At 56.0% G+C, this 23,314-nt stretch carries 21 protein-coding genes and 1 riboswitch; of the genes, 9 read left to right on the forward strand and 12 right to left on the reverse strand.

Translation table 11 applies throughout. The features are described from left to right. Positions 1-189: 189 nt before the first annotated feature. The 4 genes from AC1P02_RS02475 to ansB all read left to right on the forward strand — a co-directional run bounded on the left by AC1P02_RS02475 (position 190) and on the right by ansB (position 3,871). Positions 190-1,329 carry a carbohydrate porin gene (locus AC1P02_RS02475; protein ID WP_005314051.1) on the forward strand — a complete coding sequence of 380 codons (1,140 nt, stop codon included), beginning with the start codon at positions 190-192 and terminating at the stop codon, positions 1,327-1,329. A gap of 132 nt (positions 1,330-1,461) precedes the next feature. After that, positions 1,462-2,424: a LacI family DNA-binding transcriptional regulator gene (locus AC1P02_RS02480; protein ID WP_087756614.1), complete on the forward strand. Its 963-nt coding sequence runs from the start codon at positions 1,462-1,464 to the stop codon at positions 2,422-2,424. A gap of 62 nt (positions 2,425-2,486) precedes the next feature. After that, positions 2,487-2,681 carry a heavy-metal-associated domain-containing protein gene (locus AC1P02_RS02485; protein ID WP_265421008.1) on the forward strand — a complete coding sequence of 65 codons (195 nt, stop codon included), beginning with the start codon at positions 2,487-2,489 and terminating at the stop codon, positions 2,679-2,681. 131 nt (positions 2,682-2,812) lie between these two features. Further along, entirely contained in the window at positions 2,813-3,871 is a 1,059-nt protein-coding gene (gene ansB / locus AC1P02_RS02490) for an L-asparaginase 2 (RefSeq protein ID WP_362844910.1), read from the forward strand. A gap of 103 nt (positions 3,872-3,974) precedes the next feature. On the opposite strand, the gene AC1P02_RS02495 is transcribed toward ansB, so the two are convergent. Beyond that, positions 3,975-4,961, reverse strand: coding sequence for a sodium:calcium antiporter (locus AC1P02_RS02495; RefSeq protein WP_165484331.1), 987 nt, complete (start codon positions 4,959-4,961; stop codon positions 3,975-3,977). An 88-nt stretch (positions 4,962-5,049) separates the two neighbouring features. Next, positions 5,050-5,157: riboswitch (yybP-ykoY riboswitch) on the reverse strand. A 204-nt stretch (positions 5,158-5,361) separates the two neighbouring features. On the opposite strand from AC1P02_RS02495, the gene AC1P02_RS02500 reads away from it, so the two are divergent. Further along, a complete protein-coding gene (locus AC1P02_RS02500; protein WP_017412541.1) occupies positions 5,362-5,949 on the forward strand; it encodes a superinfection exclusion B family protein in 588 nt (195 codons plus the stop codon). Positions 5,950-6,071: 122 nt separating this feature from the next. Here AC1P02_RS02500 and AC1P02_RS02505 read toward each other — a convergent pair whose 3' ends face one another. From AC1P02_RS02505 to AC1P02_RS02520, 4 genes are all read right to left on the reverse strand, one after another. Beyond that, positions 6,072-6,530: a methylglyoxal synthase gene (locus tag AC1P02_RS02505; RefSeq protein WP_021139003.1), complete on the reverse strand. Its 459-nt coding sequence runs from the start codon at positions 6,528-6,530 to the stop codon at positions 6,072-6,074. A gap of 88 nt (positions 6,531-6,618) precedes the next feature. Beyond that, positions 6,619-8,724 carry a DUF885 domain-containing protein gene (locus tag AC1P02_RS02510; RefSeq protein WP_485183928.1) on the reverse strand — a complete coding sequence of 702 codons (2,106 nt, stop codon included), beginning with the start codon at positions 8,722-8,724 and terminating at the stop codon, positions 6,619-6,621. Between the two features lie 201 nt (positions 8,725-8,925). Further along, on the reverse strand, positions 8,926-9,405 hold the full coding sequence (gene bfr / locus AC1P02_RS02515; RefSeq protein WP_005314068.1) for a bacterioferritin: 480 nt from the start codon (positions 9,403-9,405) through the stop codon (positions 8,926-8,928). A 146-nt stretch (positions 9,406-9,551) separates the two neighbouring features. Continuing rightward, positions 9,552-9,758 carry a bacterioferritin-associated ferredoxin gene (locus AC1P02_RS02520; protein ID WP_005314070.1) on the reverse strand — a complete coding sequence of 69 codons (207 nt, stop codon included), beginning with the start codon at positions 9,756-9,758 and terminating at the stop codon, positions 9,552-9,554. A gap of 138 nt (positions 9,759-9,896) precedes the next feature. On the opposite strand from AC1P02_RS02520, the gene AC1P02_RS02525 reads away from it, so the two are divergent. Together AC1P02_RS02525 and AC1P02_RS02530 are read left to right on the forward strand one after the other, a co-directional pair. Further along, positions 9,897-10,211, forward strand: a complete 315-nt coding sequence (locus tag AC1P02_RS02525) for an HlyU family transcriptional regulator (protein ID WP_058394560.1) — start codon at positions 9,897-9,899, stop codon at positions 10,209-10,211. Next, the gene (locus tag AC1P02_RS02530; protein WP_485183932.1) at positions 10,208-12,274 is read left to right on the forward strand and encodes a tRNA(Met) cytidine acetyltransferase TmcA; all 2,067 of its coding nucleotides are present in this window, start codon (positions 10,208-10,210) and stop codon (positions 12,272-12,274) included. Before AC1P02_RS02525 ends, AC1P02_RS02530 begins: the two co-directional genes overlap by 4 nt. On the opposite strand, the gene AC1P02_RS02535 is transcribed toward AC1P02_RS02530, so the two are convergent. Next, a complete protein-coding gene (locus AC1P02_RS02535; protein WP_290024355.1) occupies positions 12,261-12,980 on the reverse strand; it encodes an SDR family NAD(P)-dependent oxidoreductase in 720 nt (239 codons plus the stop codon). The genes AC1P02_RS02530 and AC1P02_RS02535 overlap by 14 nt on opposite strands. 208 nt (positions 12,981-13,188) lie before the next feature. Here AC1P02_RS02535 and AC1P02_RS02540 point away from each other — a divergent pair, with 208 nt between their 5' ends. Both AC1P02_RS02540 and AC1P02_RS02545 read left to right on the forward strand, forming a co-directional pair. Next, positions 13,189-14,202: a chemotaxis protein gene (locus AC1P02_RS02540; RefSeq protein WP_005314079.1), complete on the forward strand. Its 1,014-nt coding sequence runs from the start codon at positions 13,189-13,191 to the stop codon at positions 14,200-14,202. Between the two features lie 334 nt (positions 14,203-14,536). Next, positions 14,537-15,229, forward strand: a complete 693-nt coding sequence (locus tag AC1P02_RS02545) for a B3/B4 domain-containing protein (RefSeq protein WP_005314081.1) — start codon at positions 14,537-14,539, stop codon at positions 15,227-15,229. A 97-nt stretch (positions 15,230-15,326) separates the two neighbouring features. Here AC1P02_RS02545 and AC1P02_RS02550 read toward each other — a convergent pair whose 3' ends face one another. The 6 genes from AC1P02_RS02550 to AC1P02_RS02575 form a co-directional block, all read right to left on the reverse strand. Then, a complete protein-coding gene (locus AC1P02_RS02550) occupies positions 15,327-16,499 on the reverse strand; it encodes a CD0519/CD1768 family membrane protein (protein ID WP_485183935.1) in 1,173 nt (390 codons plus the stop codon). Positions 16,500-16,844: 345 nt separating this feature from the next. Further along, complete coding sequence (locus tag AC1P02_RS02555) at positions 16,845-17,360, reverse strand: ClbS/DfsB family four-helix bundle protein (protein ID WP_485183936.1); 516 nt, start codon at positions 17,358-17,360, stop codon at positions 16,845-16,847. 55 nt (positions 17,361-17,415) lie between these two features. After that, positions 17,416-18,759, reverse strand: a complete 1,344-nt coding sequence (locus tag AC1P02_RS02560; RefSeq protein WP_485183938.1) for a potassium channel family protein — start codon at positions 18,757-18,759, stop codon at positions 17,416-17,418. Between the two features lie 695 nt (positions 18,760-19,454). Further along, positions 19,455-20,417: a hypothetical protein gene (locus AC1P02_RS02565; RefSeq protein ID WP_485183940.1), complete on the reverse strand. Its 963-nt coding sequence runs from the start codon at positions 20,415-20,417 to the stop codon at positions 19,455-19,457. Between the two features lie 5 nt (positions 20,418-20,422). After that, positions 20,423-21,526 (reverse strand): DUF3696 domain-containing protein, encoded by a 1,104-nt coding sequence (locus tag AC1P02_RS02570; protein ID WP_485183942.1) that lies wholly within the window; start codon positions 21,524-21,526, stop codon positions 20,423-20,425. Then, positions 21,520-22,623, reverse strand: coding sequence for a GmrSD restriction endonuclease domain-containing protein (locus AC1P02_RS02575; RefSeq protein ID WP_485183944.1), 1,104 nt, complete (start codon positions 22,621-22,623; stop codon positions 21,520-21,522). The genes AC1P02_RS02570 and AC1P02_RS02575 overlap by 7 nt, the downstream gene beginning before the upstream one ends. Positions 22,624-23,314: the final 691 nt, after the last annotated feature.

Here is a 23,314-nt window from a genome sequence, read left to right on the forward strand (position 1 = left end):
TGACTGTCGATGTAGACCCTGAGTCGAGCGCGGCCACCCACCCTGGCCCTCTACTGAACAATCCATGATCCCCAATCCCACATTGCCTGGCCGATGGGGGGCAGGCATGACCGAATTTGCCCTCTCTTTGGAGAGACAAATAAATAAACGCTTATATATCAAAATCATAAAACTCAAGGAATGATAATAATGAAACTGACAAACCTGTCCGTCCAGCTCCTTGCCATCCTGGCCCTGAGCGCTCCTTTCATGGTCAGTGCCGTGGTCGAAACCAATACGGATTTCGGCCGGCTCAGCCTGGGGGGAGATGCGGAGATCAACCTCAATGCCTCCAACACCACCCGTGGCAATGTGCTGGGGCAGACCAGCGAAACCCGCACCGATCGCTGGGATGAGGATGGTCGCCTGCTGCTGAACTTCGTCGGCGTACGAGAGCTGGAAGATGGCCGCTATGGCCAGATCCAGATCCAGCCCACCATAGGTACCAATGGTGGTGCCGGTGCCGATGATGCATATCTTGGGTTCGGCCAGCGCAGCAACTGGGGGATGAAGGTGGGTCGTTTCGAGGCCTATGACATGTTCCCGCTGGGACAGGACATCTTTGTCGAACACTCGGGGGATAGTGCCAACGACCTCTACTCCGATGGCAATGGTTATGTTTACATGCTCAAAGAGGGCCGTGGCCGGGCTGGCAAGGGCGGCCAGCTGCTGCTCAACAAGGAGGCAGGCAACTGGTATCTGGAACTCTCCACCCTGCTGGGGGATCGCACCAATCTGTTCGCAGGCCAGCAGTACCACGGCTATGCGCTGACCAAGGCCAAGGACTCCGTCATAGTCCGCCCTGTCATCGCCTGGAAAGGTGAAAACCTGAAAGTAGCGCTGGGTGCCGAGGGCAACGCAATCAACGATGCCATCGTCACCACGGATGATGTCTCCGTTTCCGACCGCATGGGCTATGGCCTCACCACCAGCTGGACCCAGGATGCCCTGACGGTCAACGTCAATGCCGCCCGCATGGATGCCGAAGCTGAAACCGATACAACCTTGGGCGCCAACCTGCTCTGGCACAACGCCGGTCTGGGTTACATCTACGCCATCAACGACATCAGCAGCGCCAACCTGGGCAATGCCAGCGCCGATTTCGGCAAGATGGTCGGCAAGCACACCATCAACACCGTCTATGCCTCCTACAAGATCCCCAAGGTGCTGGATCTGAACAACTTTGACATCTACCTGGGTGCCTATTGGTCACAGCTGAATGTCGACAGCAACGAAGAGGACAACATAGATCGTTACGGCGGCCGGGTCCGTTTCAAATACTTCTTCTGATGGATGGGGTCAGAGATGGCAGAGGGTGGCGATGGCCACCCTTTTACATTCTGCCCAACAGGCAAACCTTACCGGGCGGTATCGGCCTATGTTAGGATGAACTTCTGTTAACCGGTTACCGTTGATGAAGCCATGGCCAATATTACCGATGTGTCGCGCCTCGCGAATGTATCAAAAGCCACCGTTTCCCGCGTCTTGAGCGGCTCCCGCGGCGTGCGTGAAGAGAGTCGGCTGGCTGTGCTGCAAGCCGCAGAACAACTGAACTTCCGCCCCAATGCCACGGCCCGATCGCTGGCGACTCAGGCGACGGATTGCATCGGCATCATACTCTCCCCCCAGCTCGGCAACCGTCTGGCCAGCATGCTGCCGCTGCTGGAAGGGGCGCTGGCCAAGGCGGGCAAGAGCATGCTGGTGCGCTTTGCCGACGAGGCGCAGCAACAACAGCTGGCAGTAGACGAACTGCTGGGCGGCCGTTGTGATGGCGTGCTGGTGATCGGTGCCAAGCAGTCACTGAACCAGGACGAGCGCCTCCTTCAGCTGGATGGGGTGAGTGATTCGAGCAACCTCAATCTCTGCTACGACCTGACCTTCGCCACCGAGAGCGCCTGCCGCTTTTTACTTGGCAAAGGCCATCGCCAGATGGTGCTGATGCTGGATGACAAACTATCCCCAGCCGGCAAGAGTGCCATCCAGGGTTATCAGCAGGCACTTCAGCAGCAATCCCTGCCCTACAACAGTCAGCTGGTGATCGATGGTACCGACAACCAGCAGGCGTTGCTCGGCTTGCTCAACCGCTATCTGCCCTTTACCGCACTGGTGGTGCAGCAAGATGCGCAGGCAGCCGATGCCATGCGTCTGCTGCGCGAATTCAACCTCAATATTCCTCAGGATGTCTCCGTCATCAGCCTGGAAGGATCGGCCCTGGCAGATCAGCTGACGCCCCCGCTGACCTGCATCGAATATCCGAGCGAACGCTTGGCACAAGAGAGTGTACGCGTGCTGCAAGCCCAATTGACGCAGAGCCTGCGCCCCGCCGACGAGCAGCAGAAGTTCCATGGTCGTCTGATGGTGCGTGAATCCGTGGTGGCTCGCTAGGGCTTGACCTTGCTGCGGGCGGCAGCTTTAGGCTGGCTGCACATCAACAGAGGAGTGATCCCATGACCATCGAACTCACCATTTCCGGCATGTCCTGTGGTGGCTGCGCCGCCAGCCTGCAAAAAGCCCTGCTGGCCCAGAGTGCAGTGACCCAGGCCCAGGTGGATTTTGCCAGCAGCAAGGCCGTCGTCGAGAGCGAACTGAGCAAGGCGGAGCTGATCGCCCTGATTGAAGCCAAAGGCTTCCTGGCGAGTTAAATTATCTCTATAGAGGTATAAATCAGGTTAAAATTCTGTACCCAGCTGTTTTTTGGTGAGAGTCATCACAGACCCCCTCAACAGAAAGCGCAAACTTGCTGCAATTTTTATCACTCAGAAGGATTTGCAGCATGACTCTCCCTATCCGCAAGACACTGATCGCCACCGTACTTGGCCTGACCCTCTCCCCGATGGCCATGGCCCTGCCACAGGTTCATATCCTGGCTACCGGTGGCACCATAGCCGGAGCGGGACAGTCCGCCACCCAATCCAACTATGAAGCAGGCAAGGTAGCTATCGAAACCCTGATCTCCGCCGTGCCCGAGATGAAAAACGTGGCCGAGGTGCAGGGGGAGCAGGTGGTCAAGATCGGCTCCCAGGACATGAACGACGAGGTATGGCTGACCCTGGCCAAGCGAGTCAACGAGCTGCTGGCCAAGGATGACGTGGATGGCATCGTCATCACCCACGGCACCGACACCATGGAGGAGACGGCCTACTTCCTCAACCTCACCGTCAAGAGCGACAAGCCGGTGGTGCTGGTCGGCGCCATGCGCCCCTCCACCGCCATGAGTGCCGATGGCCCGCTGAATCTGTATAACGCCGTGGTCACCGCCTCCGACCCCAGCTCCAAGGGCCGTGGCGTCATGGTCGCCATGAACGACACTGTGCTGGATGCCCGCGACGTCACCAAGACCAACACCACAGGGGTGCAGACCTTCGCCGCCCCCAACTTCGGCCCGCTGGGTTACATCCACAACGGCAAAATCGACTATCAGCGCACACCGGCACGTCTGCACACCAGCAAGACACCGTTCGACGTGAGCAAGCTCGACAAGCTGCCGCAAGTGGGCATCGTTTACAGCTATGCCAACGCCACCGATCTGCCGGCCAAGGCCATGGTGGATGCCAAGTTTGACGGTATCGTCAGCGCTGGCGTGGGCAACGGCAACCTCTACCACACACTGTTCGATACCCTGGCCAAGGCGAGCAAGGACGGCATCCGCGTGGTGCGTTCCGCCCGCGTACCGACCGGCGCCACCACCCTGGATGCCGAGATCGACGATGCCAAGTACGGCTTCGTGGCCGCCGGCACCCTGAACCCGCAGAAGGCGCGCATCCTGCTGATGCTCTCCCTGACCCAGAGCAAGGATCCGGCCCAGATCCAGCGCTGGTTCCAGCAGTTCTGATCCCGGTGCTCAGCGTCAGCTGAGATATTTTGATGACAATAAAAAGGGCAGGATGGAATCCTGCCCTTTCTCATGGCGTCACGCTCATGAAACCCATATCTCGTCAGCTCACCACCAACCAGCCACAGAAACCGAGATAGACCAGCCCAACCCAGGCCAGCCTGCCCGCCGTCATCTGCGCACGGCTGAAGCCCCACCACAGCAGCACTACCGCCAGCAGGGTCACCAGCGAGGAGACCATCATGGTGCTGTCGAGCAACCAGGGGGTAAACAGCAGGCAGAACGCCTTGGGGATCGTGCCCTGGATCATCATGGCGCCTGAGATGTTGGCCAGCGCCAGCCGGCTCTTGCCCTGCCGCACCCAGATCAGCACGTTCATCAGCTCCGGCATCTCGGTCGCCACCGGGCTCAGCAGCAAGGCCGCCAATACGGGGGAGAGACCAAACAGCTCGCCCATGCTCTCCAGCTGATGCACAAACAGCTGGGCAGCCAGCGCCACCACCACCAGCGCCACCAGGGTCTGCAACAGCACCTTGCCGAGCGCCGGGATCTCGGCCTCGGGATCCAGCTTGAGGGGCTCGGGCAACTCGACCTCGTGGCTGTCGGTCTGCTTCAACTCGCGCCGCACATAGACCAGGTAAACCAGCACGAACAGCGGCGCCAGCCAGGCCTTGCCGGTGAAGGCCACCATGCCGAGGGCGACAGCCACCAGAAAGATACCGACAAACCAGGCTTGATCCCGACCTATCTCGCGCTGCACCTCGCCGTCGATGACTCGATGGGCACGGCTCATGCACAGCAGCAGGGTCACGCCGACGGCGGCATAGCCTATGGTGGAGAGTACAAGAGGGCCACCGAGAGCGGCGCCAATCCCAATCTGTTGCTGGGCGGGAGCATCCCCCATCAGCAAGGCGGTCAGGGTGACGATGCATTCGGGCAAGGCCGTACCCAGGGCTGCCAGCAAGGAGCCGGTGGCACTCTGGGAGAACTTGAAGTGATGGCCAGTCCATTCGATACCATTGACGAAATATTCGCAGGCCAGGTAGATGGTGACGGCAGAGAGCAGAAATAACAGCAGGGTGATCAACATAATAGGCAACCGCCAGGCGAGCAGAACAACCGATGGACCCGATACGGCTCGCCCGGCTGGCTTGCGTATCGAGGCCAAAGGTCTTGCAGAGCGATAGATGCTATCGCCGCCCATGCCATGGATCGGAAGATCCAAGAATGTTGACATGAGCCCTGCCCGGATCACGGGCGGGTTGCTACTCCCCAATGACAGTGCGGGCTTTTTACCAAACCGGCGGCCAGCTCACAAGGCAAACTAATGATCATTAGCTCAGTAAGTTGTAAGAGAATGTAACTCGTCACTCGGTCAGCTCCCTCGATTTCTCCGTCCGGATCTCCACTCTTTCCCCTGGCATCCACGCCTTGGCACAACGATTGCTATGAGTTGATTACTGTCCACAATAGTTTGGGAAGGATGAACGATGAAACGGTGGATCCAACATTTCTATCAACTGAACCGCCTCAACTGGCTCATGGTCTGGTTGTTACTCTGCTGCAGCATCATATTGCTGTTTCCGGCCGGTCTGATGAAAGGTGCAGTCAGCCAGTGGGCTACGCTCCACGCGGCTTGGCTCGGGGTCGGCATGCTGATCGCCATCTCCTACTTCTGCAGTCAGGCATTTCTGATTGCCTGGGAGTGGGCCTGTGAAGAGTGGCAGTCCCGCCGCCAACAGGATCTGCTGGCCCAGATGATTGCTTTCCTCGACTTCAACGAGAAAGCGGTACTGCGCGAGTTCGTGCTGCAACGCAAAAGCGTCATAAATTTGCCGATCACCGAGCCTGCCGTCAAAAACCTGATGGATGCCGGCGTACTCACCTACGCCTATGGCAAGCCGGTACGGGAGAAAGAGGACGAGAACCAGATCCGGGCACTGATGATTGCCCTGCCGGCACGGCCGCTGCTCACCTACAAGGTGCTGGGCCTCTCCCGCGGCAAGATGAGCGACGAGCAGGTGGAGCAGATCATGAGCGCCAGACCCAAATTCGCCCAGAAGGGGTTCCAGCGTTAACTTGCTGCCATCTTTCAAATAAAAGAGCCGGACTGTGTCCGGCTCTTTGCTATCTGCTATATCTGTTTGTTTTTATTCGATCCTGGCTTTCAAGTAACCAGCACAGATTGGCGGATCTGCTCTTATTCAGTTCTGGCTTTCAAATAGCCAGCATAATCCGGGATCTGTACGCTGAATGCCTGCCGCATATGGGGGCAGTCCATGATGAAATCTGCGGTCGCCTCGTTGGTGGCAACTGGAATGTTCCATACCGCAGCGAGGCGCAACAGCGCTTTCACGTCCGGATCGTGGGGCACCGCATTGAGGGGATCCCAGAAGAAGATCAGCACGTCTATCTTGCCTTCGGCAATCAGGGCCCCGAGCTGCTGGTCACCGCCCATGGGGCCAGAGAAGAGGCAGGTAATGGGCAGTTGCGCCTGCTTGCCGAGCATGGTGCCCGTGGTGCCGGTCGCATAGAGATGGTGGAGCTTGAGCTCCTCCTTGCGGCGCATCACCCAGTTCAGCAAAGGGGTCTTCATGTTGTCGTGAGCCACCAGCGCCACCCGCTTGTGGGGGGCCATCTCACGTGCAATCAGTTCCATGTAAATCATCCGTAGCATTGTGATGGAAATAGAGCCGTATCCTAATCGAAAGCGGCGCCCGCTGCCTTGCCGGGCGCCGTAACTGTGATCACTTCGACTGTTCAATCCACTGCCGGTTCTTCTGCTCCAGCACAGAGATGGGCAACATGCCGTATTCCAGTACATGGTGGTGGAAGGCCTTGAGGTCAAACTGGCTGCCAAGGGCCTGCTCGGCGGACTCCCGCATCCGGATCAGCGCCAGCTGACCCGCCTTGTAAGACGTGGCCTGACCGGTATAGGCCATGTAGCGCGGCACCTCTGATCCTATGTCTCCCGCCCCCAACGCCGAATTCTCCTGCATGTAATTGACGGCCTTGTCGTGGCTCCAGCCATACCAGTGAATGCCGGTATCCACCACCAGCCGCATGGCCCTGAGCATCTCCTCGTTGAGGCGTCCGAAATACTGCAGCTGGTTGTTGAACGCGGACGAGCCCTCGACCTTCACATCTCCCACGGCCGGATCGTAGAGGCCGCGCCCCTGATAGAGTCCCATGTCGTGATCCGCCAGGTATTCGGTGTAGAGCGCCCAGCCCTCCGCATAGGCGGTATAGGAAGCGTTCGCCACATACTGCGGGAAGTCGGGATCCTTGGCCGCCAGCTCCTGGGCTATGGTGATCTGGAAGTGGTGGCCAGGCGCCGCCTCATGGGCCAGCAGGGTGCTGATGTTCCAGCTCTGCAAACCATAGGGATAGTAGGTATTGAGGAAGAACTGCCCCTTGCGACCGGTCTGCGGGTTGCCGTCCTGATACCAGGCAACGCCGCCATAGGGTGCATCCTCATAGGAAACGGGCACCACCTCGTAATCCAGTTTGGGGATGGTGCGCTCGGCATCGAAGAAGTCCGGCAACACCAGCGCGGCCTTGCTCTTGAAGGCGTTGTACTCCCGCAGTGCCCGCTCATGCTCGGCCAGCGCCTGCTGTTGTGGCTCACTCAGCGCCGCCCCTGCCGCATTGCTCGGATTCAAACCGGCAGACCAGACAGCCAGCGGGTTCTGGTAGAAGAAGGCAGGCTCGTTGAGATAGCGGAAGAAGTCATAGATCTGGCCGCTTTGCTTGCTCTGGGCCACCTCCTCGCTGTCGCACTTGCCGACGGTATGACACACCTTGACCATGGCGCCGAAGATCCGCTCCACCTCGCTCAGCCCCAGCACATGCACCTGCTCCGGCGTCATCTCGGTGGTGGTGTGCTTCTTCAGCAACCAGCGATACCATTCACGGCCATTGGTCATGCCGCAGAAGCCATCGTCACACTCGCCGCTGCCAAGACGCACTGCATAAGCGCCGCCATGCTGATAATCCAGATAGTCCCGCAGCGCCAGATAGCGGCCGTTGATACTGTCCAGCACCGCCTTGTAATCGGTGCGCAGTGCCTCGTCGGCCTCCCCTGGCAGCTGTTGCCAGCCGAGGTAGGCACCGGAGATGGCTTCACCGTCCAGCTTGCTGTCGAGCTGGGCCAGCAGCCTGTCCACCAGCTCATTCGGCAAAGTGTTGCCCTGGGCGCTGCCCAGCTCGAACTGATGCTTCACTTCGGCCAGATAGGCGTCGTAGGCCTTGAGCCAGGTGAGGTGTTCCTGATACCAGCCCAGCGGTGCCGTCACCGCCTTCGCCCGCGTGGCTACAACAGTCCCCGCAGGTTTACGGTCCAGATCACGCCGCCAGGCTGCATCTCCCGGCGCGACTCGCTCGGCCGAGCTCTGCTCGAAGTAATCGAAGCCGCTGCTGATTGTGCGGGCTGCCTTGCCGCTGGCGGGCGCAGCCCCGACCTCATCGGCCAGATCCACCACCCGATTGCGGAAGTGATGGATCGGGATCTGGGATTGAGGCAGCTCATAGCCCGCCAGGTTGATCTGCAAATCCCAGCGGATCATGTCGTAAAACAGTCGGTCCCGCTCGCTCAACACGCTCGGGTCCATGGCATCCAGCCGGGTGAGCAGCGAACCGTCGAGCGCCTTGCGCTGGGCGATCCCTGGCGCATCAATGGCAAATCCGTAAGGGTCCAGCGCCTGACTCGCACGCTGGGCCTCGTCCATGATTTGCATCAGGGATGCCTTGGTAGCGGCGGGATCCGCCGGCGCGTTGGAGCTGTTGTCATTGCAGGCTGCGAGAGAGAGTGCGATGGCGCAAGCCAGCGCCAGTTTGTTGGGCAAGAAGTGCATGGTGTAGTCCTTTAACCTGTTGTTATTGTGTGCCCCCGATAGGGGTTCCAATAGTGCACATCTACTCAACATATTTTTGCGACCTGATTAACAAAAATAAGCTTATTTTTCATATGGATAAACCGGATGAAAAGCTATGCAACGGATATGAAAAAACCCGCCTTGGCGGGTTTTTAAGTCAGCTTTTCATGCCATAACTATTCAGGATGAGCCGTGATGCAGCTGTGACTGCTGATAGTTCTCCAGCCCGATGCGATCGATGAGATCGAGCTGGGTCTCCAGCCAGTCCACGTGTTCCTCTTCATCTTCCAGAATGTCCTGAAACAGGTCACGGCTGATATAGTCCTGCACCGACTCGGCGTAGGCGATGGCCACTTTCAGATCCGGGATGGCATCCATCTCCAGCGACAGATCGCAGCGCAGCATCTCCTCCACCGTTTCACCGATGCGCAGCTTGCCCAGATCCTGCAAGTTGGGCAGCCCTTCCAGAAACAGCACCCGCTTGACCAGTTCGTCGGCGTGCTTCATCTCATCGATGGACTCGTGATACTCCTTGTGCCCGAGCGCCTTGAGGCCCCAGTCATCGTAGATGCGGGCGTGCAGGAAGTATTGGTTGATGGCAATCAGCTCATTGGCCAGCACCTTGTTGAGGTGGGCAATGATCTTGGGATCTCCTTTCATCGACTCTGCTCCTTGGTTCGTGCCTGAGGCTTCGATCGTTAGAGCTTAGTCCAGAAAAGTGACAACAAAAGGTCTGGCGAGCCAGCTCGCCTGAAAGGAAGGGTGACCCTGCTGCCGGGTCGGGTTGGAAAACGCCAGGGTCTAGGTCAGGCCACTTCGTAGTAGAGCGGGGCCGTTTCCAGCTCTGCCTTGTCAAGTTCGGCGGCGATGATCTCCATGGTCATGCGCACACACTTGCCACACTGGGCACCTACCTCCAGCGACTGTTTGAGTTGACGAAACTCGCTCTTGCCTGCCTGTACCGCCTTGCGGATCTGGGTATCTGTGATGCCACGGCACAAACAGACGTACATAGTGTTTACCTCATGCTGGAATGCCATGAAATCTAAATGAGAATGGTTCGTAGTGCAAATAACAATTAGTAATAAGATCCCCCGCTTGCCAGCCATCAGCCCCTTGGGGACAATGCCTCTGTCACAGAGGAAAACATCATGCTCAAGAAACTGTTCACAGCACTGTTCGGGGGCCAACCAGCACAAGCCGTCGACGTCACTCCCACCGAATACGCCGGTTATCTCATCTATCCAGAGCCCATGGCGGAAGGGGGTCAGTACCGGTTGGCGGGCCGCATCACCAAGGAGCTGGATGGTGTGCTGCAAACCCATCGATTTATCCGATCCGATCTGTTTGCCAACCCAGCCGATGCGGAGCGTTTCATGGTGCAAAAGGCCCATACCTTTATCGACCAGACAGGGGATCGCATGTTTGAACCTCGCGTCAAAGCGGGCGACAGTTCAGCCTCATGAGCCCCGCCGAGGTGAAAGCCCTGCGCCAGACCCTCGCCCATGCTGGCGAGCGGCGACTGATCTGGCTGGAAGGGGATGAGGCTGATTGCATCGTCCGTACCGAGCTGCTGCTGGACGGTGCCATCTTCTGGCTAGGGGAAGGCCCCGCCCACCACGGGCCCGTTCCCGCCGCCAAGGCGCTGCAACGGCTGGGTCAGGAGTGCGACACGCTGGTGTTCAACGCTTTCAGCGGCTTTCATCCCGACGCCTTCGGCGCCCTGGCGGGCACACTGCGGGCGGGCGGCCTGCTGCTGCTGCTGACGCCACCCAGAGAGCTGTGGCCAGCATGGCCGGATCCCGACCGGATCAGATTGGTAGCCCAGCCGGAGGAGGCAAGCCGGGCGGGTCACGGCTTTATCGCCCGGCTGGTGCGGCTGCTGACAGGCGATCCTGCGCTCTCCCTGCTCCCGCCCACCAGCCCACAGCCCTGGCAACCGATAGGCGCCGAACGGCCATTGAGTGACGATCAGGTTCTTGCTCTGCCCGCCATCCACAGGGTGCTGCACGGCCATCGCCGCCGCCCCCTGGTGCTGAGCGCCGATCGGGGACGCGGCAAGAGCAGCCTGTTGGGCCTCGCCGCCGCCGGGCTGCTGCGCCAGCAACCCGACCTGAAGATAGTGGTGACGGCACCCTCTCAGGCCACTGTCGCCACCCTGTTCGCCCACGCCGCCCGGGCGCTCGATACCACCCAAGAGCAGCTTGTGGGCCTCGAGTTCTGTTCACCGGATCGACTGGTACATGAGGCGCTGCAACCCGATCTGTTGCTGGTGGATGAAGCCGCCGCCATCCCTACGCCGCTGCTGGAGGCCATGCTGGCCCGCCACAGTCGCATCGTCTTCGCCACCACGGAACACGGCTACGAGGGGACGGGACGCGGCTTTCACCTGCGTTTCAAGCGAGTGCTTGACCGCCAGACGCCGGATTGGCAGGAGATCCACCTGGCCGAGCCCATCCGCTGGAGCACTCGCGACCCGCTGGAACCGCTGGTGTTTCGTCTCCTTGGCCTCAATACCGAGGTAGATGCTCCCCAACCGCCGACCAACCCGACCTGGCGGCTGATCGGGCAAGGGACGCTGGCAGCCGATGAGGCACTGCTGAATCAAGTATTCGGCCTGCTGGTGCTGGCCCACTACCAGACCACGCCGAGCGACCTCAGATCTCTGCTGGAGAGTCCGGATCTCGACATCCACCTGCTGGAACAGGCGCAGAGCCTGCTGGGGGTCGCGCTGGTAGCGCGGGAGGGCAATATCGCCCCCGAACTCGCCGAGGCTATCTGGGCGGGCCGACGGCGCCCGCGCGGCCATCTGCTGCCCCAGTCCCTGCTTGCCCACGCCGGTTTCAAGACAGCCGGGGGACGCAGCTACGCTAGGGTGATGCGCATCGCCATCCACCCGGCGCTGCATCGCCACCGGCTCGGCTCACGATTGCTCGGCCAGCTGGAGGACTACTACCGGGAGGAAGGGCTCGATTATCTCGGCTCCGCTTTCTCGGCCAGCGCCGACTTGTTGCCCTTCTGGCACAAGGCCGGGCTGGTGACACTGCGCATCGGTTTGCAGCGGGATGCCGCCAGCGGCAGCCATGCTGCCCTGCTGCTCAAGGCGTTGAAACCCGAGTGGCAAGCCGAGCTGGACCTGTGGCGCCAGCGCTTCGTACAACAGCTACCTACCCTGCTGGCCGGGGAGTTGAAAGAGCTGGATCCCGAACTGGTGTGGCAATGTGTGAAGGGACAAGAGCTGGCCGTGCCTGAGCTGGATGCGTTTGAACGGGATGAGCTTGATTGCTTCGCCCATCACCACAAGCCGTTCGAACTGTGCCAATCCACTCTACAGCGCTGGCTGACAGGCAATCTGCCGCGACTGGCCTCCCTGACGCCAAGCGAATGCCAGCTGCTGATCGCCACCATCTGGCAATACGCGGACTGGGGTCGACTGGCTGCCAGGCTGCAACTGGCGGGCAAGCCGGCCATCATCAAGGCGCTGCGGACCCTGCTGGCTCGCCTGCTGGATGCCCCTACCACTCGATAGTCTTGCCCTGCCAGTCGAGATAGCTGAGTTCGCCGTCAGGCACCAATCGCGCCATCAAACTCACCAGATGGTGAGCTACCTGCTCTGGCGTCTGCAAGCTGCCGGCCGGCACATTGGCGTGAAACGGACGCGAGAGCTGGGTATCCACAGTGCCCGGATGAAACGCCAGCAGCTTGACGCCCGGGGCACGCCGGGCGAGTTCGATGGACGCGCACTTGAGCAACATATTGAGAGCGGCCTTGGCAGCACGATAGCCATACCAACCCCCAGCGCGGTTGTCGCCAATGCTGCCGACCCTGGCACTGAGTACCGCCAGGGTGCAGGGTGAAGTGCCAAACAGCGGGAGCAGCTGGTTGATCCAGCGCAGCGGCAGCAAGGCATTGGTCTGGTAGAGGCGGGTCATGGCCTCGACATTGAGCGCTTCCAGCCGTTTTTCCGGCTTGATCTCCCCCTGATGCAAAACGCCATTGCAGATCACCAGATAGCGCAAACCGGGAGCCAGTCCGGCAATATGGCTGACGCAGTGGCTCATCTGCTGGTCGCTGTAATCGCAGGGCAGCCAATGCAAGCGAGGATCATCAAACCCGACGGGAGCTTGCTGTCGGCTGACCGCAATGACTGGGTTGGCTCCTGCCGCCAGCCAGTGCGCCACCAGTGCCTGCCCGATTCCGCCCCCTGCCCCTATCACAACCACAGCCTCTGCCATGCTCCGCTCCTGTTTATGGTGAGTGTGATGGTCTTCTCCATCGCATCTTTGTTTCCCTGTTAAGCTGTTACGTGCCTTCCTACTTGCGGGATCAAGCAGTTATGAGGGTTATGTTGTGTGGATCTCTCCGGTGTGGACGGATCCATTCCTATACTGAGGGAAAACCGCAGCCGGTGCTGCCAGCGCAACCAGAAGCACGAGAGTCGCCATGATGTCCAAAAACGGGGAAGAGCGTAAATCCATCCTGACCGAGAGCGGGACCAACGAGCTCGAAATCATCGAGTTTCATCTCAAGAAGCATCTGCCCGATGGCAGGGAGAAGATTGCCTATTACGGTATCAACGTCGCCAAGGTGCGCGAGGTGATCCGGGTACCGGAAACTACCGACTACCCCAATGCCCAGCGCCACATGGTCGGGGTTTTCTCGCTGCGTGAACGGCTGATCCCCCTGGTGGATCTGGCGGGCTGGCTCGGGATCCGCACCAACCCGGACAACAGCAACAAAGTGGTTATCGTCACCGACTTCAACAAGATGGCGAACGGTTTTCTCATCGACAGTGTCAGCAGGATCCATAGAGTCTCCTGGGAGGATGTGGAATCCCCCAGCCAGTTTCTGGAAGCGGGCGAGAATGATTGCGTGGTCGCCGTGGTCAGGCGCGATGGCAACCTCATCATGATCCTCGACTTCGAGAAGATCATCGCCGACATCAACCCAGAGCTCAGCATGGAGAAATACGATGTGACCCAGGATCGCAAAGTCATCATCGACGATCGCATGATGGCACTGCGCCAGGCCAAGAGCATTCTGGTGGTCGACGACTCGGCCTTCATCCGCAAGATGATAGAGACCACGTTGCGCACCGCTGGCTACAACGTGGTGACGGCCAAGGACGGGGGAGAAGGGCTGGAGATGCTGACGGAGTTTGACCGTCTGTCACAGGAGGAGAAGATACCTGTGTCCGAGTTTGTCAGCGGCATCATCACAGACGTCGAGATGCCCCGAATGGATGGCATGCATCTGCTCAAACGGCTGCGGGACACCCCTGCCTTCAAAACCACCCCCATCATAATGTTCTCGTCGCTGATGAGTGATGACAACCGCCAGAAGGCATTGCAGCTGGGGGCCAATGACACCATCACCAAACCCGAGCTGGGCCGCATGGTCGGCATGATGGATAACTTGCTGCTCGGCATCCCCATTCCCAAACCGGGCAATCTGTAATGTCGTCAGTCTGACCCTCAAGCAAGCGGGCGCCTCGGCGCCCTTGTTGTTGATGTTGTTCAACAGCACCAGAGATAGCGCCCCTGAGCGGCTCATCCCATTTCGCGAGAGAACAACGAAAAGACAGCGCTTCCTTCTGGATCGAGATCCCATACCAATCGTTCACTGACGGGCTGCTTGTCATTCCAAATCCTTATTGGCCTTAAGATTTTGTAAATTTTCTTATTGCCATCGCCCAAGCAAGATGGCTCTCAAATTGAGTTTGATGTGGCTGATGCCATGCGCCATCGAGACATCAAATGTCGTCTCTATCAATGAATTCCCTGGAGTCGCTATGCCGTTGTTCAAGCCGTTAATCACCCCTGAAGTGACCGATATGGCTCCCGGATTCCGGGCCTTGAGTATCACTGTCCAGGCGGCTGCCATTGCAGACCCCGCTGTGGGGACGCGGGCTCTGGAACAAGCCTCCCTTGCCATGGCCAGAGAAGATGCACCCTGGGCCGATGCACACCTCTCTGCCTGGGCGGACCTCTTTAGAAAGTTTGGCGCCAAACCACAGCGCACTCCCTGCTCCGCCGAAGCCCTGAGAAAACGGGTAGCCCGTGATGGCAGCCTGCCGAGTATCGATCCTGTCGTTGACCTCTATAACGCCATCAGCATTGAGTACGCCATACCGGTCGGGGGCGAAAACCTGACTACCTATGAAGGGATGCCAAGGTTGGTAGTTGCCGATGGCAGCGAGCTATTCGACACAATGAAGGGCGGCGAAGTGGCTCATGAATCTCCAGAACCCGGCGAAGTGGTATGGCGGGATGACAAGGGGGTGACGTGCCGACGCTGGAACTGGAGACAGGGGGTCAGGACTAGGCTCAGTGTGGAGTCGAGCATGATGTGGTTCATTCTGGAGAGCTTGCCCGAAATGCCCCTGGAAGCTTTGCAAGCAGCCGGGAACAAGCTGATTGAAGGCATACAACAGATGATGCCCGGAGCCGTGATAGAACAAACCGTCATTGGCCATGTCGAGTGAGCACAACGCCGGGCTGGCCGTCTCGATGCTGTCCGCGTGATCGCAACGAGCAATGCAAAGAGGCCCCGAAGGGCCTCTTTTGTTATCTGAACCTAACTCAGCCCAGCAGCAGGTAGAGCTGATGGGCCGCCACACCGGCGCAGAGACCGCCGATGGTATGAGCCACTATGGCGCGGGAGGTGAGATGGCGATAACCGAGCGCATCCAGCATAGCGGTGTGAGTACTCAGAAAGCCGCTCCAGCACATGCCCATGGCGGTGAATACCGCCACCTCGTTGCCGGTGATCCACCCCTTGCCGATGAAAGGAGGCACCAGCGACATGGCGGCCCCGACCGCTCCCAGTGAAGTTACGGGGAAGGCCACCAGCTCGGCATGGGTAAAACCGAACAGCATCTCGAACAACCAGCCCACCTTGGCCGCCAGCACGGGCAGCAGTGCCCCCCCCTGGAAGGCCTCGCCGGTATAGCCCTTGTCGCCAGGACCAAAGGTCAGCAACATGACGAAGGTACTGATGATGAGCACACCCGGGATCACCGCCATGCCGAGCTCCACCCCGGACTTGCCACCATCGAGCAGGGCATTGAGCACCCGGAGCCAGGTGGGAGCCGCTTCCTGACTCAGCCCGGGCTTGGCGCCCACGCTAACCACTTCGTCATCAATCAGGGTCTCCCCCACCAGCGGCCTGATCATGCGCTGCATCAGCCGGGTCGAGACCACTGAGCCGATGAGGGCGCCGAGCAGACCTATCAAAGCCGCACTGGCAGTGGATTCGCCGCTCGGCAGTTGCAGGGTGGCCATGAAGGTCACCACGATCAGCCCCATGCCAAAAGCCGTCCCGAAGTTGGTCAGAGACACCAGTTGCCAGGGGGTGAAGCCCTTGCGAAAGCGACTGTCTTTGGCGAGGCTGATCACCGCTGGGTTGTCGGAAAAGAACGTCATCAGAGCCGCCAGGGCGGTGCGGCCCGGCAGACGGAAGATGGGCTTCATCAGTGGCGCCAGCAGCACCTCCAGCAGGCGGATTACCCCGAACTCGCTGAGCAGCTGGCTCAGCGCCCCGGATAGCACTGTAATCCCCATGATGAAGAGCACAGTATTGAGCAGCAGCTGATGGGCCGTATTGAACAGGGTGTTGACCAGGGCGGATAGCCCCATCAGGCTGCCGAGGTAACCGAACAGGCTGCCCAGAATGGCCAGTACCAGTACCGGCTCCAGCCAGCGGCGAAGGGATGTTTGCGTTGTATGCGAATCTTTAACTGCTTGATTTTCCATACCAATCCTGAAGTCTGTCGCTGTGTGGTGAGTATTGTTGTTATGGCACCCATAAAGCAGGAGCCCTTGTCTCGCGACAAGGGCTCCTTGAATGGCTCCTCCTGCTGGGCTCGAACCCGTGGCATACGGATTGACGGGCCGCCGTTCTGCCGGCTGAAGCTGGGAGGAAAAAATGGGGTGCCGGACGATCCTGTCCAGTCTGCCTGTCTCGCGCCAGCGCACCGGCCCACGGCCTGCCCGGCGAGAGGACGGGGCGGCAGTATAACAACTGGGACTTGTCAGTGAAACAATACGGGTCGGCCTGACCCCAAGGCCAGACGCACCATCGGTGGTCAAAGGCGGGAGCTACGGCTTCACACCCGCGCCCTTCAACCACTTGCGCAGCCGCCCGTTGGCATTGTGGTAGGGAGAGGCGGTATTGAACTGGATCATCCGCCCCAGAGTCCACTGCTCATACCAGGGGCGACCGTACAGCTGGTCATCACCGCGCTCCGCGATCAGCTCGACGATGCGGGCCCTGGCCGCCATCAGCCGGGCCAGCAGTGCCGGATAGGCCAACCCCTCATGATCCCGATAGAACGTTTGGGCCAGCCTGCCCAGCTCGTTCCACTTAAAGCCAGTCTCGGGAAAATCCACCGGCAGGCCCGCCGCGTCCCGCTCGATCCACTTGATCACCAGCTCATTCCAGCCGATGAGATAGGCCACCAGATTGGCCACGCTCATGCGGGTGCCCTTGCTGTGCCCCTCCATGACCTGCTCCTGCACCCGGCTCTCGGGTACGGCCTGCAACGCCTTGAGCAGCTTGCCAAAATTCGTGTCGATGGCGAGCAGCAGCTCGGCCTTGTTGCTGGGGATCCCCATTACCTTCCTCCTTCATGTCTGCCACCCGGTCGGGGCATGGCGGTCGGCACCGTCATCAATACTGCTTGGTTTTCGACGCAAATCCCGCGAGGAACAGGCCGGTCAGAAACATGCCGCAGAAGGCTTCGATGGCCGACAGCAGCTGCAGCGGGGAAGAAGTCTGGGAAATGTCGCCGTAACCCAGGGTCACGAAGGTCACAATGCTGAAGTAGAGGGAGCGCCCCAGGTGGTGATAGGTGACGGAGGCGGGCGCCAGAAAATAGGTCAGGGTCGCCAGCAATATGACCACCATCGACATCAGCAGGCTTCTTATGGGCCGCTCGCCAAAGCCCCAGGTAATGAAACTGACAAACTTGGAACCGCACTTCAAATAACAAAGCAGGGAGAGCCACCCCTTTCTCAGCGGGCCGCTGCGCAGCCAGCGCTCCTTGAACAGCTCCCTCGGGCTTGCCAGGGACTTCATCTCATGCAGCTTCTCCTGGTAATAGCACTCACCGGCATCGACGGTATCCCCCACGCTGGAGAAGAGCCGCTTGGCGTTGCGGTACAACTTGCTGGCCTCGCTGTGATCGATCCGGCCGTTCTCGTTATAGGCCACCTGCACCTTGTCCAGATTGGTATGCTCCATGGTGGCGTCGAAGTTCTTGGCACGTACGTTGAAGTTTTTCAGCACGGCCCGGGAGGAGTGAAAACGGATCTCCTCGCACTCTATGGTGAAGTCCTGAAATACCCCGTCCTCCAGCGCCAGCTCCCGCTTCTTGGCCCAGGCCCGGTGATCCCACAGCAGAGAATCGAACAGATCGAGCCCGATCACACCGCCATTGACCCGCACCCCCTTGGCCGAGCAGTGCCACAGATAGACCTTGGAGTTATTGACGGCACCATCCAGCGAGAGCTCGTCGAGGCAGGTGAAATCGAGCAGCCGACCGGAGATGATGGGGCTCTTCAGCTCGACGCCGCCGATGTTGAGCAGGCGATGCTTGCCCAGCACCTGTGCCTCTCCCTTGTTGTTCTCGGAGACGGAGAGCAGGCTCTGCACCCGCTTCACCTCATCTTTGCCATGCTTGCCGGCCAGCCACATGCAATAGGGTTCAAAACGCATCTCTGAGCGGATGAGACCGCTCTTGCGCAGCGATTCCAGCGCGATCGAGGCGGTTTCATACAGCCTTATCTTGTCGTCGCTCATGTAGACGCAGAGGCTGAGCACGGATCGCGAGCTGATGAAACGAGCGATACCGATCTGGAAGATGACGCTTTTCTCTATTTTCTGCTCCGCCATCCAGTCGCTGAAATGGGGTAGCGAGGCCACCAGCAGATCCCACATCAAGGGATAGTCATTCTCCCGGCGCCACTCGTTGAACTGTTCGGGAGAAAGCTGCCAAAGCTCGGTTGCATTCATACATTACCTCGATCACAAAGATGTCCCGCCCTCGCCAGATTGAGAGTCATGGTGCACAAAGCCCTGGCGGATACGGCGGGTCAGGCACAGGAAAAGCGGTGCGACAAACGCCCGGCACGTCACCATACTAGGCGAGAAACAGAAGGCAAGTCACTGACAGGGAAGGAATAAGGGGGGATGGATGCGACAGCTTGTCCCTTAGGCTAACACTTATTGCGCAACGCTTGGGTGACAATGGCCGTGGCAAACAGGCAAATAAAAAGCCCAGCATTGCTGCTGGGCTTTTGTGTTGGCTCCTCCTGCTGGACTTGAACCAGCGACATACGGATTAACAGTCCATGTACCGGTTCAAATCAGCCAAAGGCATCCAATCTGGGGGCTCACTTCAAGCGATGCGGCCTTCAGCAACCTCATCAGCCCAATCCGGGGCAAAACCAAGAGCAAATCGCTCACTTACTAGCCACGAAACCCCATCATAAGCATCAAGAAATGAGGATTAACAGTCCATGTACCGCTTCAAATCAGCCAAAAGCATCCAATCTGATTGATCACTTCAACCGAAGCCACGCTCAGCAACCTCATGAGTCCAATCCGGGGAGAAGCCAAGGGCAAATCACCTAGATGATAAAATTAACAACATATTTTTTTTTTTTTACAAACGTTTTAAATTGCATTCAGCAACAGTGCAACAAATATTATTTTTTGGTTATCTTTGGACCAATGTAACATATTTTAAGAATTTTATCCGTGGCATTAGGGAGGCAAAAATGAATTCTCAACTGGGGGCTTTTTATCTTTCCATGAAATGAACAAAATATATTTTTAGATTCATCAAGAGGATCGACAAACGTCAATTCCTTTCTGAAATCTCGCTTATTTGTGACTGATTCATCACTAAACCACGCTTTTTCCCCACTAAAGAATTCATTAATAATACCCCTTGTTTTATCCGTATACTTCCCATCGGGATCTCTACTACAAATGAAATCCTGCAGAACTTTTAATAAATCTTCCATTCGAGTATATGGGCATACACCAAATGGCTGTGAACTCAATTGTTCTTCAACAGCATCGGATATAAGCAGGCTCTTGAAATCATTCCTAAATGCAGCAATAGCATCAGGCCAAGTGCTAGGCCTCGGCACTACTGACAGGGCTGATTCTTTTAACACTGAAGGACTTGTTATATTATCAATCGAAACATGTTCTATAGGTAATTCGGGCAACCCATGTGTAACCACTAACGTTGCATCACAAAACCTTGCATTTTCACTAATTAGGCTAACAAGAGATGCCTCCTTCCCAGCTAAAATACGTCGAGAACACTCGCCTACACCATACTCAGTAACATCCAAATTATCAAATTCAAAGTAATCGTCTTTGTTATCTTCTCGCGTTGCATCCCAAAAGACCCCACTCTTCCCCACCCAATTCAATGTCAAAGCGCGCATCTGAGGGTCGAGATGCTCAAGTACAGCTTTCATAAATTTAATGTCATTGATGATTGGCTGCGAACTTAGTTTAGCACCACACAAAAAAGATTTTTTTAAAACAGGATTTTCATGCCGTAATTTAATGAAAGGAATTAATGCTAAAAAGAAAGCATCTATTGAATCAAAATCCCCATCTATAGATAGTTCATTCACGATCCATTGCATTTTTTTCACTCCCACCCAGCTAGCGCAGAAATATCTCTTTCAAACTGGTCAAAGAAACCACTAGGCCATTCACTAAGATTGCCATTGACATCAATTTTGGGTGCAGTTACAAGATGAACATGTTTACCATTATGCTCTGTCGTACTAAAAAAATTTATTGCTACATTATTATGTTCTATTTTTTGACGAGCGACGGCTAATCTAATACCATTCAAAACATGGTCACTATGAGTTTCTAATATTACTTGCACGCCACTAGAGGCCATGACGGCTAAAAACTCTCCAATCTTAGATTGACCGAGAGGATGTAGATGTGCTTCAGGACTATCAACAATTAGTATCTGCCCAGGTCTAGCAAGTAAGCCCGCCACTATTATCGGAAAAGCATAGGTCAAACCATATCCTATATTAGCGGGGCGTCGCCAGCCCTCTGTTTCCCTTGTTCTAAGCTCTAATTGAACAAGGGATGTTTTTAATAATTGTATTGCGTTGGCTTGACTGCCTGGAAAAATGTCCCCAGCCCAAGCATTAAACTGTCTACGAAGTGTACTAGCAGTTTCGGAATGATGCTTTTTTTCGGCAACGATGTCTTCATCCATGTATCTTTCAAACCACCAAGGTGCAAACTGCCCATTGCATCCTACATCAGCGTATATAGGTTCAGCATCTTCAGGGGCGGGGAAGACATCATGGGTACCTAATCGGATAGCCCCAATGTAAACAACATCTCTGAGGGTATACTTTAAAGAGGTTTTGTTTTTGAAAAACTCCTTATTATTAATTAGGTTAATTGAGGGTGAGTTTCGTTCAGAAGCATCTAACTCTAAGTTTAAGCAACCACTTTCACTCTCAAATGAGATATTAACCCGCTTAGTATTAGATGCCTCATTTAATAACTCACCAGACGTGCCTAACTTCACTACAGGTCCATTCAGTGCAACAGATGAACATCCATTACGAGACCTAACTAATTGGTTAGCTAATAAAATAGATTGAATGAAGGTTGATTTACCAGCAGCATTGAAGCCGGTTAATAATGTCAAATTAGATAACTCTATCAATTGATGTTTAAAACATTTTAAATTCTCGACTTCAATAGTTCTCAACATAGACCTGACTCCCTCATTTCATTAATTGCACACTCGAAACGTTTTCTCACCTGCCGAGCACTATTTGTTGAGTAACTAATAGCATTGTTGAAATCATCATTAGATAACAATCTATACATAAAAACACTTAATTCATCTCTTTTAAATGAATCAAATGCAACACTATTTTTAGCAAAGATTACGGAAAACACATCAAATAATGACACGTTGATTATTGTTCGTGAAGGGTAAGCTACGGGGCTCCCTGCTGACTTTCTAAATGCATGTTCACCAAAAATCTTGTTGTTTAAAAACATAGATTTCTCGAAGAGCACCATAAGTTGATTAAGTTCATCATCTGATAGCTCATTCATCCGCCTTAAGGCTAAGGCAAGAAAATCTTCCATATCACCTTTATAAGACTCATAACCGAGAAGGTAAAATGCACAGAAACGATTTATAACTTCTCTATCACGCATACTCTTTTTTTGTAATGAACCACCAGTAGCCTGCACGAAGATAGGATTATTACCAGCCGTCTTTAGCCATCTCGTAGCGGGACCAGAATATAAACAATTTCTCATCTGCTGTTTTGTTAATGACATCCCGCTGTTTACACGTTCAAAAATATCTAGCCTAGCCCTCTCTGGCGCCTTTGGGTCTAAAATATAGAGCGTTAATTGAGTATCTTCTATGCGCTCTTGCAAATGCATAGGCAATTCACTGAATCGGCGTCCAGATATAAGGTTATTAGTATCAACACTCTCTAACCCCCTTAATGAAAAGTCATTATTGATATATCTATAAAAAGTGGTGAGTCGTTGTAAACCATCTACAACTATTATCCGACCATCATGATCCTCTGCCACATAAAATACGGGCAGTGGAATACGCATCAAACTAGATTCAATCAACCTTGACTGCTTGTTTAATGGCCAAACAAAATCTCTTTGAAAATCCGGATCTAACTGATAGCGACCTTTTGATATTCTACCAACCACTTCACCCACAGTACGTTGTTCCGTTCTAACAAATACTGTATCTAAAGGATAATCACCCCACCCTTCAGACTCTGTATCATCTAGGCCTTCGATATCATATTCACGTTCTTGTCCCATGTAACCCCTCAGTTTTAAAAAGTTATTATTTACATTTAATTATATTTCAAAAAATTCTCATACCATAGCCGATTTTAAACTCAGTAATTATTACATTTCCCAGCAACAATATACACTGTTGTCAGCATCATCAAAAAATTCGCTCGGATAGATGCGGTCTTGCATACCACTCACTTCAGTCCACTAGAGATACAGCAAAAAAGAACGCCGTAGCACTTGGCTACGGCGTTTGTCTGTGGGCCAGAGCGACCCAGCTAATGAGGCATCACGGCCACGTAGGCAAGTAACAAATCACGTTCGCCGAGTTTTGGCCTCTCTGTGTGGTACGTCAATCTCATACCGATCACCAATCAGCCTGTACAAACCGTTGATGAACTCATTGCGCCCCCAGCCGCGCTTTGTAGCGAGCAATGCATCAACCTGGGCCTTGAGGATGGGATCGTAAGGCAGCGTTTCCAAGCGCCGCTCTCAACCAACTTGCGAAGAGTATCAACGCCGCAGGTCACAGTACCTTCCTCCAAATCGCCCCACAACCGGCCAGCTTCCAACAAGAACTGTTCACCACTGGGCTCCATGTGAAAGTCGCAATCATCAAGGTCAAGAAAATCAGTCATGGGTAATCTCCACTTCAGCCAAACGACGTTTAACCTCAGCCAGCCGCTCGGGCTTAAACAGAGGCTCAAGGTAGAAC

The organism is Aeromonas sp. TS_SC_11 (assembly GCF_057318915.1).